Source organism: Marinobacter sp. DS40M6 (genome assembly GCF_028581595.1).
Lineage (GTDB): Bacteria > Pseudomonadota > Gammaproteobacteria > Pseudomonadales > Oleiphilaceae > Marinobacter > Marinobacter salarius.
Map to the genome: position 1 here is coordinate 522827 of NZ_JAFCAE010000001.1, position 16704 is coordinate 539530.

General features: G+C 58.5%; 15 protein-coding genes. 9 read left to right on the top strand and 6 right to left on the bottom strand.

Going from position 1 to position 16704, the window contains the following annotated elements:
* The first annotated feature begins 79 nt into the window (after positions 1–79).
* Entirely contained in the window at positions 80–1075 is a 996-nt protein-coding gene (locus tag JJO78_RS02305; RefSeq protein WP_036202060.1) for a GGDEF domain-containing protein, read from the top strand.
* A gap of 14 nt (positions 1076–1089) precedes the next feature.
* On the opposite strand, the gene JJO78_RS02310 is transcribed toward JJO78_RS02305, so the two are convergent.
* Complete coding sequence (locus tag JJO78_RS02310; RefSeq protein WP_036205529.1) at positions 1090–2478, bottom strand: MATE family efflux transporter; 1389 nt, start codon at positions 2476–2478, stop codon at positions 1090–1092.
* Positions 2479–2643: 165 nt separating this feature from the next.
* On the opposite strand from JJO78_RS02310, the gene JJO78_RS02315 reads away from it, so the two are divergent.
* The 3 genes from JJO78_RS02315 to JJO78_RS02325 all read left to right on the top strand — a co-directional run bounded on the left by JJO78_RS02315 (position 2644) and on the right by JJO78_RS02325 (position 6780).
* Entirely contained in the window at positions 2644–3510 is an 867-nt protein-coding gene (locus JJO78_RS02315; RefSeq protein ID WP_041335698.1) for an EamA family transporter, read from the top strand.
* Between the two features lie 156 nt (positions 3511–3666).
* The gene (locus tag JJO78_RS02320) at positions 3667–5244 is read left to right on the top strand and encodes a methyl-accepting chemotaxis protein (protein WP_036202065.1); all 1578 of its coding nucleotides are present in this window, start codon (positions 3667–3669) and stop codon (positions 5242–5244) included.
* A 153-nt stretch (positions 5245–5397) separates the two neighbouring features.
* Positions 5398–6780, top strand: coding sequence for a sodium-dependent transporter (locus tag JJO78_RS02325; RefSeq protein ID WP_036202075.1), 1383 nt, complete (start codon positions 5398–5400; stop codon positions 6778–6780).
* Positions 6781–6849: 69 nt separating this feature from the next.
* Here the strand turns inward: JJO78_RS02325 and JJO78_RS02330 are convergent, their stop codons facing one another.
* The 4 genes from JJO78_RS02330 to dctP form a co-directional block, all read right to left on the bottom strand.
* Complete coding sequence (locus JJO78_RS02330) at positions 6850–7431, bottom strand: hypothetical protein (RefSeq protein ID WP_075195550.1); 582 nt, start codon at positions 7429–7431, stop codon at positions 6850–6852.
* Positions 7432–7554: 123 nt separating this feature from the next.
* Positions 7555–8865: a TRAP transporter large permease gene (locus JJO78_RS02335; RefSeq protein WP_007155586.1), complete on the bottom strand. Its 1311-nt coding sequence runs from the start codon at positions 8863–8865 to the stop codon at positions 7555–7557.
* Positions 8862–9410 (bottom strand): TRAP transporter small permease subunit, encoded by a 549-nt coding sequence (locus tag JJO78_RS02340; RefSeq protein ID WP_036202080.1) that lies wholly within the window; start codon positions 9408–9410, stop codon positions 8862–8864. Before JJO78_RS02340 ends, JJO78_RS02335 begins: the two co-directional genes overlap by 4 nt.
* Before the next feature lie 81 nt (positions 9411–9491).
* Positions 9492–10541, bottom strand: coding sequence for a TRAP transporter substrate-binding protein DctP (dctP, locus tag JJO78_RS02345; protein ID WP_075195549.1), 1050 nt, complete (start codon positions 10539–10541; stop codon positions 9492–9494).
* A gap of 171 nt (positions 10542–10712) precedes the next feature.
* Between dctP and JJO78_RS02350 the strand changes: the two genes are divergently transcribed.
* On the top strand, positions 10713–11453 hold the full coding sequence (locus tag JJO78_RS02350) for an enoyl-CoA hydratase/isomerase family protein (RefSeq protein WP_227662326.1): 741 nt from the start codon (positions 10713–10715) through the stop codon (positions 11451–11453).
* 1 nt (position 11454) lies between these two features.
* On the opposite strand, the gene JJO78_RS02355 is transcribed toward JJO78_RS02350, so the two are convergent.
* Positions 11455–13041 (bottom strand): class I adenylate-forming enzyme family protein, encoded by a 1587-nt coding sequence (locus tag JJO78_RS02355; RefSeq protein ID WP_075195547.1) that lies wholly within the window; start codon positions 13039–13041, stop codon positions 11455–11457.
* Positions 13042–13181: 140 nt separating this feature from the next.
* Here JJO78_RS02355 and JJO78_RS02360 point away from each other — a divergent pair, with 140 nt between their 5' ends.
* The 4 genes from JJO78_RS02360 to JJO78_RS02375 all read left to right on the top strand — a co-directional run bounded on the left by JJO78_RS02360 (position 13182) and on the right by JJO78_RS02375 (position 16587).
* Positions 13182–13976: an SDR family NAD(P)-dependent oxidoreductase gene (locus JJO78_RS02360; protein WP_075195546.1), complete on the top strand. Its 795-nt coding sequence runs from the start codon at positions 13182–13184 to the stop codon at positions 13974–13976.
* Positions 13976–14416 (top strand): PaaI family thioesterase, encoded by a 441-nt coding sequence (locus JJO78_RS02365; protein WP_036202088.1) that lies wholly within the window; start codon positions 13976–13978, stop codon positions 14414–14416. The genes JJO78_RS02360 and JJO78_RS02365 overlap by 1 nt, the downstream gene beginning before the upstream one ends.
* Before the next feature lie 24 nt (positions 14417–14440).
* The gene (locus JJO78_RS02370; RefSeq protein WP_075195545.1) at positions 14441–15643 is read left to right on the top strand and encodes an acyl-CoA dehydrogenase family protein; all 1203 of its coding nucleotides are present in this window, start codon (positions 14441–14443) and stop codon (positions 15641–15643) included.
* Between the two features lie 176 nt (positions 15644–15819).
* Positions 15820–16587, top strand: a complete 768-nt coding sequence (locus tag JJO78_RS02375; RefSeq protein WP_075195544.1) for an SDR family NAD(P)-dependent oxidoreductase — start codon at positions 15820–15822, stop codon at positions 16585–16587.
* The last annotated feature ends 117 nt before the right edge of the window (positions 16588–16704 follow it).

Consider the following 16704-nt stretch of genomic DNA (forward strand, 5'->3'; position numbering starts at 1 on the left):
CGTTGCGTTCAGCTTCCGTAATCGGATCTTGCGCTATGATAGTTTGCTAATAAGACCTTGGTAGGAATGTACTGTCACTATGCTCTATCGTCTGAAAACAGATTTCAGGCTGTCCATCATCACGTTGTTGGCCATCAGTGCCATTCTGGGGATAACCCCCTTTGCGGTGATGCGGTTTGTCCAGGGCAACGTGCTGGCCGGGGTGGTCGATCTGGGTATTATGCTGGCGATCACCGCCGGAATGATTTACGCCTGGATAACAGGCGATACCGCTCGCAGTGGTTTTGCAATGGCCCTGGTGGCCTGCGGCGGGGCGGTGACAGTCGGAGCGTTGGTCGGAGAGCCTGGGCTGTTCTGGTTATATCCGTGCCTGGTGACAAGCTTCTTCCTGACGGAACCCCGCTACGCAATTTTTATCAATCTGGCCGCCGTTGTTGCCTTGATGGTGCATGGCGTGGCCTTCAGTTCTCTTGTCCAGATGTGGACCTTCGCCGCCACGGCTATGGTCGTCAGCTGCTGCGCCTATGTGTTTGCCCATCGCAACGAGAACCAGCGGGAGCGCTTGGAACACCTGGCCACAATCGACCCCCTGACGGGCGTCAAAAACCGCCGCTCCATGGATCAGGAGCTGGCAATGGCCGTTGCCAGCGCTTCCAGAAACGGCATCTCCTACGCCCTGGTGTTGCTGGATATCGACTACTTCAAGAAGATCAACGACGAGTATGGGCACAACGTAGGGGATGACGTGCTGGTGGAAATGGTGGCGTTGATCGAACAGAACATCCGCAAGTCCGATCAACTGTTCCGCTTTGGCGGTGAAGAGTTTGTATTGCTGATGCCCGGGGTGGATTCAACCGGGTTGAAGGCGGTCATGCACAACCTGCAGCACATCATGCACAAGTTCCTGCGTCACCCCGGGGGGCAGGTTACCGCCTCCTTTGGCGTTGCCCTGCTCCAGGCTGGCGAAAAACCTGATGATTGGCTGGCGCGGGCGGATGAAGCACTTTATGAAGCAAAGGACACCGGGCGCGACCGTATTGTCTACGCGGACGACATGGTCGCCAGCCCTGCGTGATCGCCCCGGCAAGACTACTCTGGTTTTGGCGAGTACAGAAATAATCGCAGCCCCAACAGGATACTGGCGGACGCCAGCCCACAGGTAAGCCCCACCCAAAAACCAGCGGCCCCCATGGCAGGCAGCAACCAGTCGGTAAAGGTCAGCACCCACCCCAGCGGCAATCCAACGCCCCAGAACGAAAACAGCATGATGAGCATGGGAATGCTGGTGTCTTTGTAGCCCCGCAAGGCGCTGATGCAGGTCACCTGAATCACATCGGCAATCTGGAAGAAGGCCGCATACACCAGCAGTGTCACCGTCACGGCCTGAACGTCCTGCTCACCGGTGTAGAGCGCTGCAATTCCTTCTGCGAACACAAACAGCAGCACGGCAAATACCAGCGCCACCGCTGACGCCAGAATCAGCGAACTGCGGGCGATGAGCCGGGCAGTATCCGGCGCCTTGGCACCCACCAGGAAACTCACCCGCAGGGTCAGCGCCATTCCGATACTCAGCGGCAGCATGAACACCAGCGATACCACGTTCAGCGCGATCTGGTGCCCCGCCACAATCACTGGCCCCAGCGGTGCCAGGAACAGGGCTATGACCGAGAACATGCTGGCTTCCACAAAGATGGTAAAACCAATGGGGATGCCCAGGCGCAGGATATAGCGGATGCCCGCTGCGTCCGGTTTGGCCCAGTCTGCCAGCAGGTGAAAACGGCGATACACCGCACTGCGGTTCAGGTAGATCAGCAACGCCAGGGCCGCAACGCCGTTGGAGATGGAGGTGGCCCACCCACAGCCGATGCCGCCCATGGCCGGGAGGCCGAGTTTGCCGTAAATGAAGATGTAGTTCAGGGGCAGGTTGATCAGGGTTCCCAGCACCGAGAAGGCCATAATCACCCGGGTATGGCCCAGCCCGTCCGTCAGCCCTCGCAGTGCCATGATCATCAACATCGCAGGAATGCCCCAGGCGAAGGCGTCCAGGTAGCCCTGGGTGATGCGGGCGGTGTTGGTTTCCAGATTCAGGGCATCCAGCACCGGGTGCACGTTGGTCAGCAGCAGGATCATGATCACCGTGCCGCCGGCTGCGATATAAAGCCCCTGCCAGGTCGCGGGCATGATTTTCTCGGTGGTGCGCGCCCCGTTATAACCGGAAATGATCGGCTGCAGGGCCCCCAGGAGGCCCATGAAAAAGAGGAACACCGGCATCCACAGACTACTGCCAATGCCCACGGCCGCCAGGTCTTCGGCACTGGCGTGGCCTGCCATCACGGTATCAATGACCCCGTTGGCCATCTGCGCCACCTGGGCAATCAGGATCGGTCCGCCCAGGACGGCCAGCGTGCGCCACTCGGTCAGTGTGCGCTGGACCAGAGGCTGGCGGACTTCTGGTAATGGCTGGTGGGTTTCGTCCATGGAATCGTGAGCCCGGGCCGGAGAGATAAATTGGAAACTGTCAGGTGCGCTGGATGGTACCCCATTCTCCACTCCGGATGTCATAGGGTGTTTCCGTGGCACTGTGTACAACCCAGTGCAGTAGCGGGTAAAGTGCCGCCTTCCAATGTTTCAGGTGCGGGTAATATGGGTCTTCTGATTTTCGTAACAGTCCTGTGGGCGTTTTCGTTCAGCCTGATTGGCGAATTTCTGGCCGGGCGTGTGGACAGCGATTTCGCGGTGTTGACCCGTGTGGTGCTTGCCGCCCTGGTGTTTCTGCCGCTGACCCGCTGGCGTGGGGTTCCCGGAGGCTTGAAGCTGGGTGTACTGGTCACCGGTATGCTGCAGTTCGGTGTGACCTATTTGTGCCTGTACCGCTCGTTCAGCTACCTGACCGTGCCGGAAGTTCTGCTGTTTACCATTTTCACGCCACTGTACGTTACCCTGATCGATGACGCCCTGTACCGGCGCTTTTCGCCGATTGCATTGGTTGCCGCAGCCGTGGCAACGCTGGGTGCAGGGATTATCCGTTACGACGGCCTGAGCCAGGGCTTTATCACTGGCTTCCTGCTGTTGCAGGTGGCCAATTTCACCTTTGCGGCGGGCCAGGTCGGCTATAAGCACACCATGATGCGCTTCCCGACGGAACTGCCGGCCTACCGTACGTTTGGTTATTTCTTTTTCGGGGCACTGATCATTGCCCTGCCATCCTTCCTGATCTTTGGCGATGCCAGTCGTCTGCCCACGACCTCGTTGCAGTGGGGCATCCTCGCCTGGTTGGGCCTGGCAGCGTCCGGTATCGGGCTGTTCCTGTGGAACCGGGGGGCATGCCATGTGGATGCCGGCACTCTGGCAATCATGAACAACATGTTGGTGCCCGCCGGGTTGCTGGTCAATCTGGTGATCTGGAACCGGGATGCCGACCTGTTGCGACTGGCCATAGGAGGCGGTGTTATCGCCCTGTCGCTGTGGTTGAATGCGCGCTTTCATCCGCGGGCAAGGCTGGCGGTGTAACGGTACTCCCCGTTGTCTGTAAACGGTCGTCCCGGTTCACTCTGACATCCTCTGGATATCGGATATTTCACAATGTTTGCTGACGGCGTCTACGCTTAGAGTTGCCATAATTGCCAAACCAAATGTGGAATGGCCATGTCAGGGAGACAGCCTGTAATGCGAAAAAACCTTCCGGTTACCCAGCGTGAAGTCCGAATGGCCGAAAGCGGTCGACTGATTACCACCACCGATTCAAGAGGCGTCATTACGTACTGCAATGACGAGTTCGTCGACATTAGCGGTTTCTCTCGAGAGGAGTTGGTCGGCCAGCCCCACAACGTAATCCGTCATCCGGATATGCCGTCGGCTGTATTTCAGGGAATGTGGGAGTACCTCAAGGCCGGAAAACCCTGGATGGGGGTGGTCAAGAACCGCACCAAGAGCGGTGACCACTATTGGGTGAGCGCTTACGTGACCCCGATTCTTGAAAACGGAAAAATGATTGGCTTCGAGTCGGTACGAGTCTCGCCAACCCGTGAGCAAGTGGCGCGGGCTGAAAAACTCTATCCGAAGCTGTCTGCCGGCAAGGCGGTCGTCAGTGTCCAAAGTCGGATTGCATCTGTCTTGCGGTCAGGATGGCCCTTTGCCCTGTCGTTGGTCCTGAGCCTGGTGGCGTTGACCATGCTGGGCAATTCCGGGATGGCCATCGGCGTGATCGTGGTAGCTCATGTGTTGGCAGCGGGGCTGACCCTCAGGTCCATAACCGCCCGCCTGCAGAGCCTGCTTGACCTGCGCCCTGACGCCTTCCGTGATGCCGTTGTGGCACGGACCTACAGTGATGAAAGCGGCCTGTTCTCGCAGATGGCCATGCTGATCATGAGCGAGAAAGCGAGGATTCGTACCGCCCTGGCCCGTATTGATGACCAGGCGGAGCTACTGTATGAGCATGCCAGGGCGAGCCACCGTTACATCAGCGAGGGCGCCGAGTCGATTGCCAAACAGCGGGCCGAGACCGACCAGACCGCATCGGCCGTTAACGAAATGACGGTGTCGATCCAGGAAGTGACTGAAACCGTGAATGGCAACGCCAAAGTGGCGGAAGAAGCCAACCGGATGGCGGCCACCGGCAGCAAGCGCAGCGGTGAGGCCCTGACGGCCATCGAACAGCTGGTCACCCGGGTGAACGGCATTGGCACGGCCATCCAGAAACTGGGTGCCTCAACAGAAAGCATTGGTGAGGCCGCCAGCCTGATCTCAGACATTGCTGAACAAACCAATTTGCTGGCACTGAATGCGGCCATCGAAGCCGCCCGTGCTGGCGAGCAGGGTCGAGGGTTCGCCGTGGTGGCGGACGAGGTCCGGTCGTTGGCCCGCCGCACCCGGGATTCCACAGTACGTATACAGCAGGTCATTGACGACTTCCGTAGCCAGGTGGAACAAGCCGTTCAGGCCACCCGTGAAGGGGAGCAGGATGCAGGCAAGGGCCTGGAGAAGGTGCGGGAGGCAGAAACGTCCTTGCAGGAAATCGTGTCTTCGATCCATGATATTTCCGACAGCTTCATCAGCATGTCGGCGGCCTTTGAGGAGCAGAGCCAGGTATCCGAGGAGATCAACCATCAGGTGGTCAATATTGCCGAACTGGCCGATCACAGTACCCAGCAGGCGGATTCCGCCAAGGACAGCAGTAACAGTCTGAGCCAGATGTCCCGCGGGCTGAAAGATCTGGTCTCCCGGTTCGTGAGTAAAAACGGCTAGTTATCGGCCGGCCCCGGAGATGTTTACGTCCCGGTGCCGGCCCTGGCTGGCATCCTGCGCATACTGCTGGCAAAATCCCGCCCCATCTGCTGAAGCAGGCCTTCGGCATACCTCTTCTAATCGATTCATCAGCCAAAAGCACAGGATGAAACAATGACTGGTTCCAAATCTACCCCGGCCCATCGTGGGCTATGGTCCTCCCGGATGGCCTTTATCCTGGCCGCGACCGGTTCGGCCGTCGGGCTGGGCAATATCTGGAAATTTCCCTATGTCACCGGCGAAAATGGTGGTGGCGCTTTCGTACTGGTATACCTGCTGTGTATCGCCATCGTCGGTATCCCCATCATGATGGCGGAGGTTTATATCGGCCGTAGTGGCCGACATAATCCGATCACCAGTTTCCGCCTGGTGGCCGAGCGCAACCTGGCGTCACCGGTATGGCGGATCTCTGCCATTGTGGGTGTGCTGGCAGCGTTCATTATCCTGTCGTTCTATTCTGTCATCGGGGGCTGGGCGGCGTCCTACGTTGGCCACGCGGCCATGGGCGATTTTACCGGCCAGAGCGCGGACGCCATCGGTGAGCTGTTCGGCGGCCTGCTGGCCAGCCCGGTTACACTGTTGATCTGGCACACCATCTTTATGGCATTGGTGATTTTCGTGGTGGCCCGTGGCCTCAAATCCGGCCTGGAGCGAGCCGTCACCATCCTGATGCCCGCCCTGTTCGTGTTGCTGCTGGTTGCGGTGGGCTATGCCACTACCACCGGCCACTTCGGTGCTGCTGTCGCCTTCCTGTTTACCCCTGATTTTGGCGCCCTGACCATGGATGGCGTACTGGTAGCGTTGGGCCATGCGTTTTTCACCCTGAGCCTGGGTATGGCCATCATGATGGCCTACGGTTCCTATCTGGGAGACGATGTGTCGGTCGGGCGGACTGCAGTGACCGTGTCCATCATGGATACCGTGGTGGCGCTGATGGCCGGCCTGGCGATTTTCCCGGTGGTCTTTGCCAATGGCCTGGAAGCCGGTGCGGGCCCCGGCCTGATTTTCCAGACCCTGCCATTGGCCTTCGGCCAGATGCCGATGGGCAGCATATTTGGTGCCCTGTTCTTTGTGCTGCTGTTGTTCGCGGCCTGGACCTCCGCTATTTCACTGCTGGAGCCAGTGGTTGAATGGCTGGAAGACAAACTGATCGTTGGCCGTGTGGGAAGCACGGTGGTGGTGGGGGTTGCCTGCTGGCTGCTGGGTATTGCGTCCATCCTGTCCCTGAACGAGTGGTCTGGTTTCGCGCCCCTGGGCATGTTCGAGCGTTTCGAGGGCAACACCATCTTCGATCTGCTCGACTTCTTTACCGCCAACGTGATGCTGCCGCTGTCCGGCCTGCTGACGGCCCTGTTTGTCGGCTGGTGCGTGGCGAAAGAGTCGTTGCAGAGCAATTTGGCCCTTTCCGGAGGCAGCTTTGCGCTCTGGTACAACCTGGTTCGCTTCGTAACACCGGTGGCGGTTGCGATCGTGTTTGTCTACAACCTGATGTCGTAAAGGCCGTCAGGGGATTGAAAGAAACCCGGCCCACGCGGCCGGGTTTTTTTGTTTCGGGGCGTGTGCTGCTTAACGGTCTGAATCGGTTGCGGCGCGCAGTGCGTCCAGGTGCGGTCGCAGGGCACGCTTGTCGGCTTCCGGTGCGTTGCTTGCCGTTTCCATGGCAGACATGGCGCCACCCATCATGTCCCGCATCTGCTGTTTTTGGGCTTCGCTCATGTGTGGATTGTTGTTGATCTCTTCCATGGCTTTGGCCATTTCCTGATTCATGGTGTTGGACTGCTCGCCCATTTCCAGGGCGCTCCAGGCCTGGAAGATGCGGTCACCGGTTTTCGCCCACGACTCGGGATTGGCGAATCCGTGTTGCTCCACCACGTCTTCCAGCCGGTTATATAGGTCATGACCCTTCATGCGCTCGATGGACGATGAGAATATTCGCGACATGTCTGGCATCTCGCCACCGCGCTCACCTTTCTCGGCCGGGAAATCCTCCGTCATCTCATCGAATTCACTCTCCATCCCCTGAAGGGTTTCCAGGCTGCTGATGAATGAGCGGATGGTCTGGTCGGTCAGGGTCTCAGCCTGGGCCGCGAAGGGGGCAAGCAAGAGCAGGAGAAGCAGGGGCACTAAGGCAGGGCTGAATCGGTTCATGAGAACGTCTCCTTGTGATTGGGAATCCCGGTTCCATTGATCGGGATTCCCTAAAGGTAGTCCTCTGTTAAACCGCCTGCAACAACCCATGCCGGGTTATGATCGGCCATGATCAGGCTCGGCTCAGAACAGCAGATCCGGCAGATAGGTGGCAATTTGCGGGAAGATCATGATCAACCCCAGACCCACAATTTCAACAATCACAAAGGGAATGATCGATGAGTAGATATCCTTCATGGTGATGCTCGGTGGCACCACCCCTTTCAGATAGAACAGATTGAAACCGAAAGGCGGCGTCATGTAGCCGATTTCCATATTGATCACGAACAGGATGCCGAACCATATCGGGTCAAATCCCAGGGACTCAACGATGGGCATGAATACCGGCAGCGTGATCAACATGATGCCAACCGGGTCCAGCACCATGGCCAGCAGGAACACGATCACCATCATGGCGACGATGATGCCCCAGGGGCCGCCGGGAATCATATTCATCAGCCCCTCGATCAGATCCTGGGCCCCCATGCTCTGATAGGCAGCACTGAAGGCGTGGGCTGCGAACAGGATCCACATGATCATACCGGTGAGCTTGAAGGTGCGGATCGCCGCTTCCTGCAGGATGCTCCACTTGAACTGACGGTACACCGCAGCGGATATCAGGGCGCCGAGCACGCCCATGGCGGCGGCTTCGGTTGGCGTGGTAATGCCGCCAATGATAGAGCCCAGAACCATGATCACAACACCGATGGGCAGCAGTACCGCCCGCAGGGCACGCAACTTCTCCGGCCAGGTGCCACGCTCTTCCTTGGGCAGCGCCGGGGCCAGTTCGGGCTGCAGGTGGCAGCGCACCAGGATGTAGATGGCGGTCAGTACCATCAGCAGAATACCGGGCATGATGCCGGCAGCGAACATCTTGCCCACCGACACACCGGTAATCAGGGCATAGAGGATCATCAGAATGCTGGGAGGAATCAGTATGCCCCAGCCCCCACCGGTGTTGATCACACCCAGGGCCATCTTCTTGTCGTAGCCCCGTTCAAGCATTGAGGGCAGAGCGATGGTGCCCATGGCGACGACCGCCGCGCCACTGATGCCGACCATGGCTGCAAAAACGGCGCAGATGCCAAGGGTGCCAATCGCGAGGCCGCCCCGCAGGCCGCCGCACCAAAGATGCATCATGCGGTACAGGTCTTTGGCAACCCCGGTTCGCTCCAGAATCATCGCCATGAAGACAAACAGGGGGATCGCCACCAGGGTAAAGCTTTCCATGGTGCCCCAGATCTGCGAGGACACCATGTAGAAGGAGTCGAATCCCCAGGTGAAGTAGAGGAAGACAACGGATACGCCGCCCAGCACAAAGGCCAGTGGCAGGCCCAGAAGCAGGAAAAACAGCAGGGAGCCGAAGAACAGCAGCGTGAGGATTTCAATGCTCACAATGGCTCTCCTTTGGCGTCGTCCTGGGGTTCGGGGGTGTAGTAATTGAGGTTGAAGGCCACTGCGATATCTTCCAGTAACTTGACGATGCCTTGCAGAACCAGCAGGCCAGTGCCCAATGGAATGGCAGCTTTCACCGGCCAGATAGGCGGGTTCCAGGCGGAATAGGAGGTTTCCCAGCTGGCAATGGACTCACTGGCCATGTCGTAGCCGAAGTAAAGCAGGGCCAGGGTGAATATAAAGAATATTGTTGAAGTCAGAATGTCGAGCACGGCACGGCCGCGGGGCGGAAGGTGTGAGTGCAGCAGATCAACATTCACATGGCCACGGTGAGCCATGATGTAACCCCCGGACATGACGGCGTAGATGCCAAACAGCATCTGGGTCAGTTCGTTGGTCCATACCGTGGGTGAGTTGAACAGGTAGCGAAACGCCACCTCCATGATCAGGAATGCGAACATGGCAAAAACGATCAGCGCTATCCCGCGCCCGATGACATCATTGAGACGGGTAACCCCTCTCATGAATGCGCTCAACACACCCATTGGTATTCTCCGGGAAACGGTTCGTTCAAAAGCAAAGCCGGGCCTGAAAAGCTGGCCCGGCCGGTTTCAGGTGTCAGGCGTTTACAGGTAACCAAGCTCTGACAGGTAGTCTTTCAGCATGTCCAGCGCCTTCTGGGCGTTGTCGCTGCGCTTGCCTTCCTCATCCCACAACGTCTGTGCGGTCTGGGTCAGACGGTTCTGAACGTCCTCCGGCAAGGTGTTGACCTGAACATTGTGTTCGCTGATGGCCTTGGCCAGCGTGATGCGTTCCTTGTACTGATACTCGTTGGTACGGAACCAGAACTGTTCCTCAAGGGCCTGCTTGACGATGTTCTGCATATCCTCGGGCAACTTGTTCAACGCTTTCTGGCTGACAATGATGACGTCGGTGCCGGCAATGTTCAGTGCTGGCTGCACGTGGTATTTGGCCACTTCATACAGGCCCATACTGAATGCGCCCTGAGAAGCCCCCCAGTGGGCACCGTCAACAATGCCGGAGTCCAGGGCGGAGTAGAGTTCGCTGCCCGGGATGTAGGATGCGGCGGCACCGGCGTCGGTCAGAAAGCTTTGCAGCGCACCAGAGGAGCGGATTTTCAGCTTGGTGAAGTCTTCCCAGCTATTAATAGGCTGCTTGACCACCATCTCGGTCGGGTAGACCTTGTCAGTCGCCCAATAGACATTGTGTTTGGCCGCTTCATCGCGAAGCATCTGTTCGAACCCGAGGCCCTGATGGAAATAGGCGGCTTCCCAGACATTACGGAAGGCAAACGGCAGGCCCGAGGCAATACCCGCGAGGGTGATCTTGTCCTGGGCGTAAGCCGGGGAAATGGTGCCCATTTCCAGGATGCCCCGGCTGACAGCGTTGAAGATTTCCTTGGCTTTAAACAGCGAGCCTGCTTCGTAAAGTTCCAGCTCCAGACGGCCATCGGTGCGCTCTTCAAGAATGGTCTTGAGTCGAACCAGACTGTCTTCATAGGAACTGCTGGAGCCAGGCCAATGGGATTGGACCTTCCAGGTAAAGCTTTCTTCAGCGGCAGCTGCCGGAGCGCTGGCCAGTGCGGCGGTCAGGCCCAGGGTCAGGGCAGAACCGTACGTGATCAGGGTTTTTCTGGCGGTTGTTAGTATCTTCATTGCTGGACCTCGATCATTATTGTGTTGGACGTCCTGTTCGTGATTTCACTGTGCGGAATTAGTGACTGCAGAATGAATCCGTGTATCTGAATCTATCACACACTTTGCTTTTTGCAATAGGATGGTTGCCGATATTCCATTACCAAAGTTTAGTTCATGGAGGCATTCATCGTGATCATCACCCAAAATCAGCCAGGTGTGGCCCACCTGGTGATCAGCAGGACGGACAAAAAAAACGCATTGACTCGCGATATGTACCGGGCGCTGGCCGAAGGTGTGAGCAAAGCAGCGGCAGATACAAGCGTGCATGCCATTGTGCTCAGCGGTGACGGTGGTGTTTTTACCGCCGGCAATGATCTCGATGATTTCCGCGCCCGCGCTACGGATAAGAATCCGAAGCCCTCTGCGGGTCTGGCTTTTATCGAAGCCCTGATGGTGTGCGATACGCCCATCATTGCTGCGGTGGAAGGACTTGCCATCGGGATCGGCACTACCCTGTTGTTGCATTGTGACTCCGTCATCGCTGGCCGCTCCGCACGTTTCAAAACCGCCTTTGTGGATCTGGGGCTGGTGCCGGAGGCGGCTTCTACCGTGACCATGCCGTTGCATCTGGGTTCCCGGCGTACCGCGGATCTGCTACTGATGGGAGACACTCTGAACGGCGAGGAAGCTAGGGAATGTGGCCTGGTCAGTCATGTGGTTGATGATGGGCTGGCGGTGGATGAAGCATTGGCACAGGCTGACGCGCTCGCGGCTAAACCCCGGGAAGCCCTGCGGGCCACCAAGCGCCTCATCAAGGCGCCCTGGCGGGAAGCGGTGAGCGAGGCCCTTGAGAGGGAACGCTCCGTGTTTGCCGACAGACTGCGGTCGGAGGACTGCCGGGCCGCCCTTGCGCGCATGGGCAAGGGCTAGTTCAGGGCCAGTAAGGCGCCCGCAGATCGCGCTTCAACACCTTGCCAATGGTGGAACGGGGCAGCTCCGGGCGGAATTCAATGGCCGTCAGGCGCTGGGCCTTGCCCAGTTGACCATTGGTCCACTCGAGGATCTCCGCCTCATCCTCTGTGCAGCCGGGCTTGAGCACCACCAGCCCCAGCGGGGTTTCGCCCCATTGTTCGCTGGGAATGCCAATCACCGCAACGTCGGCGACGGCCGGATGGGCCAGCAGTACCTTTTCGAGATCCACCGCGTAGATGTTGAAACCGCCGGAGATGATCATGTCCTTGCGTCGGTCCAGGATATACACAAAACCTTCTTCATCGACTCGGCCCATATCACCGCTGCGATAGAAGACCAGGCCCTCGGGGCTGGTCCAGAGCATGTCCCGGGTCTGTTCCTCGCGGTTGATATATCCCCGCATCATGGAGATGGCGCGGCCCACGATCTCCCCGGTCTCGCCCCGGGGCAGCTCGTTGCCCTCCTCGTCAATTACCCGAACTTCCGCGCCTTCGGTGGGTTTTCCCACGGAGTCCCATTTGTCCGGGTGGGCCGCGCAGTCCAGGCTGGTGGAGATGCCGCCTTCGGTCAGGCCATACACCTCGCGGATGTTGCCCGGCCAGCGCTCCATGGCTTCCCGGATGACGTCCGCCCTGAGGGGAGCGCTGGTGCACAACTTGAGCTGGAACGCGGACAGGTCGAAGCGATTGAATTCCGGATCGGCGAGGATGCGTTGGTACTGGACCGGCACCAGCATGGCGTGGGTCACGCGGTAGCGTTCGGCCATTTCCAGGAACCGCCGGGCATCGAACTTTGCCATCAGCACCAGGGTCCCGCCGTAGAACAGAGTTGGCAGTACGGACACCAGCGTGGTGTTGGAGTACATCGGCGTGGACACCAGGTTAACGGCGTTGCCATCAAGCCCGAAGCGACTCATTCGGACCATCTGGCGCTGGCGGAAACGGTAATCGTGAAGAATGCCCTTGGGGGTGCCGGTCGTGCCCGAGCTGTAAATGACATTGAACGGATCATCCAGGGTGACCGTGGCCGGGCGCGCCTCCGCGCCAATATCGCCCAGCCAGGACGCAAGGTCCAGGCGCATTCCCGGGCTGTGGCCATCGAGCGCTATACATTGATCGCGCCCGAGCGTATCGAGCTTATCGGCAATGCCTTCAAACAGCTCGATGTTCTTCTTGGAAACAAACAGGAAGCGGGCTCTGCAGTCATTCAGCATCAGTGCCAGGCTGCTGCCACTCGCCATGCCTGAAAGCGGCACCATGCAACCGCCGGCCACCAACGTCCCCAGGTACAGAGCAACATAATGGATGCTGTTTTCTGACAAACCCGCTACGGCGTCACCTTGTTTCAGGCCGGCGGATCGCAGCCGGTTGGCGATGCGGTTGGCTCGCCTGACAAGCGCCTGCCAGTTGAGTTGGGTCTCCCCATCGATGAGTGCGATATGGTCCGGGCGTTCGAGGGCGAGGTGCTGGATGCGTTGGCCAATGGCGTCCATGGACTCATCGGGATCGGTGGGGGCATAGACGGGCATGTGCTGCGTGTTTTTCATTTTTTCGCCTATTGTGGTTCTGATGTTTTATCTAGTGAAATTTACTTCCGAATATATTGACTCAAAACCGGAAGGCGTGACAAATTACAGTAGAAGGTGAATTCGCGACGACGCAACAAACTATAAAAAGGAGCATCGGCATGGGGCGTTTCGACAAGCGGGTAGCCATCGTCACCGGGGCCGGCAGTGGTATCGGCAGGGCCACGGCGGTTCGCCTGGCGCGGGAGGGTGCGCAGGTGGTGATGATGGATATGTCCGAAGCGGGCCTGCTGGATACCGAGGGCCTGATGCCCGAGGGAGCGGAAACCCTGCGTCGCATTGGAGACGTGGCTGATGAGGAGCAGGTCAGCGCACTGGTGGGCGAGACTGTCTCGACCTTCGGTCGCATTGACGTGCTGTGCAACGTTGCCGGCATCGCCAGCACCAATGGTGGTCACCCCGATATTACCGGTAACGACCGGGGCGAATGGGAACAGGTGCTGGCGGTGAACCTGATTGGCACCATGCTGTTTATAAAGCATGTCGCGCCCCACATGCAGGCCCGCAAGCTGGGCTCGATTGTTAATACCGCCTCGGTGGCCGGTCTTCGCTCCGGTGCCGGTGGTAACGCTTACAGCGCGTCCAAGGCTGGTGTGGTTAACCTCACCATGACTGCTGCCTGCGATCTGGGGAACGACAATGTACGCGTGAATGCGGTGTGCCCGGGGCTGGTGGAAACCGGCATGACCCAGGCTGTTTTTGACTATGCCCACGCCAATGAGAAAGCCCATAAGCTTGGATCACGGTGTGAATTGCGGCGCTATGGTGCGCCGGAAGAAATTGCCGCCGCCATTCTGTTCCTGGCCAGTGATGACGCCAGCTACATCACTGGCCAGTCTTTGCCCGTGGACGGTGGCAACACCGCTTCTCTTAACCTGCCTGGAATGAAAGTGTAATGAGTGAAGACAGCCTGCATATCCGTGGTGGCCAGGACCTGCCAGGATTTCACAATCTGCTGGGGTATCACCAGGTGTCCTGGGAGGAGAACGAAGCGGTGATTGGCCTGGAGCTGCAGCCTTGCCACCTTAATCTGGGCGGCGTGATTCATGGCGGTGTGTTGACGTCGCTGCTGGATATCGCAATGGCCGAGGCCGGCACCTACTGTCCGTATCCCGGCCGGATACGCAAAGCCATTACCCTGTCGCTGACGACAACGTTCACCGGGCAGTGTTCCGGTGGAACTATCCGGGTCACCGGCCGCAAACGGGCCGGCGGTACCCGAATTTTTAACAGCACCGGAGAGGTTCACGACGACAAGGGTAACCTCCTGGCCATCGCCGAAGGCACCTTCCGCATTCGCTCCGGGAGTGAGAAACCGGAAGGCGTGCCAATCTGATCCTTCAACCAATGAGGTACTGGAATGTTTGAGCTGTCTGACAAAGCCAAAAAACTGCAGGCGCAGCTTCACGAATTCATGGACGCCCATATTTACCCGAATGAGCACAAGCACCATGAACAGGTCGAGCAGGCGGAGAATCGCTGGGCGCCGGTACCGATCGTCGAGGAGTTGAAGGTCAAGGCGAAAGCCGCGGGGCTGTGGAACCTGTTCCTGCCCGACAGTGAATTCGGTGCCGGTCTGACCAACTATGAGTACGCCCATCTGTGTGAAGTCATGGGGCGCTCGGCCATGGCGCCGGAGGTGTTCAACTGCTCCGCGCCGGACACCGGCAACATGGAAACCATCGCCCGCTACGGCAACAAAGAGCAGCAGGACAAGTGGCTGAAGCCCCTGCTTGATGGCGAAATCCGCTCCTGCTTCTCCATGACCGAGCCTGACGTGGCCTCTTCCGATGCCACCAATATTGCCTGTGAAATCCGTCGCGAAGGCGATGAGTATGTGATCAATGGCCGTAAGTGGTGGTCGTCAGGTGCCATGACCACCACCTCTAAAATCGCCATTGTTATGGGCAAGACCGATCCGGGGGCTGAGAAGCACAAGCAGCAGTCGATGATTCTGGTGCCGCTGGACACGCCGGGCGTGAAGATGATCCGCCCGCTGACGGTGTTTGGCTACGACCATGCCCCTCACGGCCACGCTGAGATTCAGTATGACAATGTGCGGGTGCCGGTGGACAACATTCTGTTGGGTGAGGGCCGTGGTTTTGAAATTGCTCAGGGCCGCCTTGGGCCGGGCCGTATTCACCACTGTATGCGCACCATCGGGGTTGCCGAGCGTGCCCTCGAGCTGATGTGCAAGCGTGCCAATGCCCGCGAGGCTTTCGGTAAGCCGCTGTCGAGTTTCGATTCCATTCGCAAGGATATTGCCCGCAGTCGCATGGAGATTGAACAGGCTCGGCTGATGACCCTGAAAGCGGCGCACATGATGGACACCGTTGGCAATAAGGTGGCTCGTCAGGAGATTGCGATGATCAAGGTGATCGCACCGAGCATGGCGCTGAAGGTGTTGGACCGGGCGATTCAGGTTCACGGTGGCGCGGGCGTGTCTCAGGACACGTTCCTGGCCGAAGCCTGGGCCAAGGTGCGGACGTTGCGGCTGGCGGACGGGCCGGATGAGGTGCATCTTGATTCTGTTGCCAAGCTGGAGCTCAAACAATACCGGTAATTGTTTTGGCCCGCTTTGTCGGGTGCGTGAACGAACGGGGAGGAACCTGCCGGGACGCGCTGTGAATACGTCCATGTACGCTCGACAAAAACATCCATGTTTTTGACGGTCCCGGCAGGTTCCTCCCCGTTCGTTCCCATAGCTCTGAGAAAGATTTTCGACAATGAGGTGTCTGTATGAACAACCCGCTTTTCGATATGACCGGAAAAGTCGCCCTGATCACCGGTTCCACCAAAGGCATCGGCCGTTCCATCGCCGAAGAAATGGCTCGCCTGGGTGCCAAAGTTGTCATCTCCAGCCGCAAGGCCGATGCCTGTGAGCAGGTCGCCAATGAATTGAAAGAGCAGGGCTACGAGGCCATCGCCATTCCCTGTCATGTGGGTAAGAAGGAAGACCTGCAGAACCTGGTGGATAAAACCAACGAAGCCTGGGGTTCTATCGATGTGCTGGTGTGCAACGCCGCCACCAACCCGGTCTACGGCACCACCGCCGAAATGACCGACGAAGCCTGGGACAAGATCATGGACACCAACGTCAAAGGCACCTTCTGGCTCACCAACATGGTGCTGCCGCAGATGGCCGGGAAAGGTGAAGGTGCGGTTGTTCTTCTGTCCAGCATCGCCGGAATCCGTGGCAATACCACCATCGGTACTTACGGTGTTTCCAAGGCAGCGGAAGCGGCGTTGGCCCGGAATCTGGCAGTGGAGTGGGGGCCAAAGGGCATTCGAGTGAACAGCATCGCCCCCGGCCTGATCAAAACCGACTTTGCCAAAGCCCTGTGGGAAGACCCGGTCCGCGTTAAACGCGCCGAAGACAAAACCCCACTGCGCAGAATCGGTGACCCGGTCGACATCGCCGGCCTGGCCGTCTTCCTGTCAACAAAGGCGAGTGCCTACGTCACCGGACAGGTCATCGTAGCCGACGGCGGCGAAACCATTTGTTAAGAAGGCATCAACGAAAGCACGCCGAGGCAGGTGGGTGGGGGTGTCTTTGTGCAGGGAAAAAGGTGTCCGAGCGCAGCGAGTTCTTTTTCCCGGAAGAAAGACACCCCCACCCGCCGG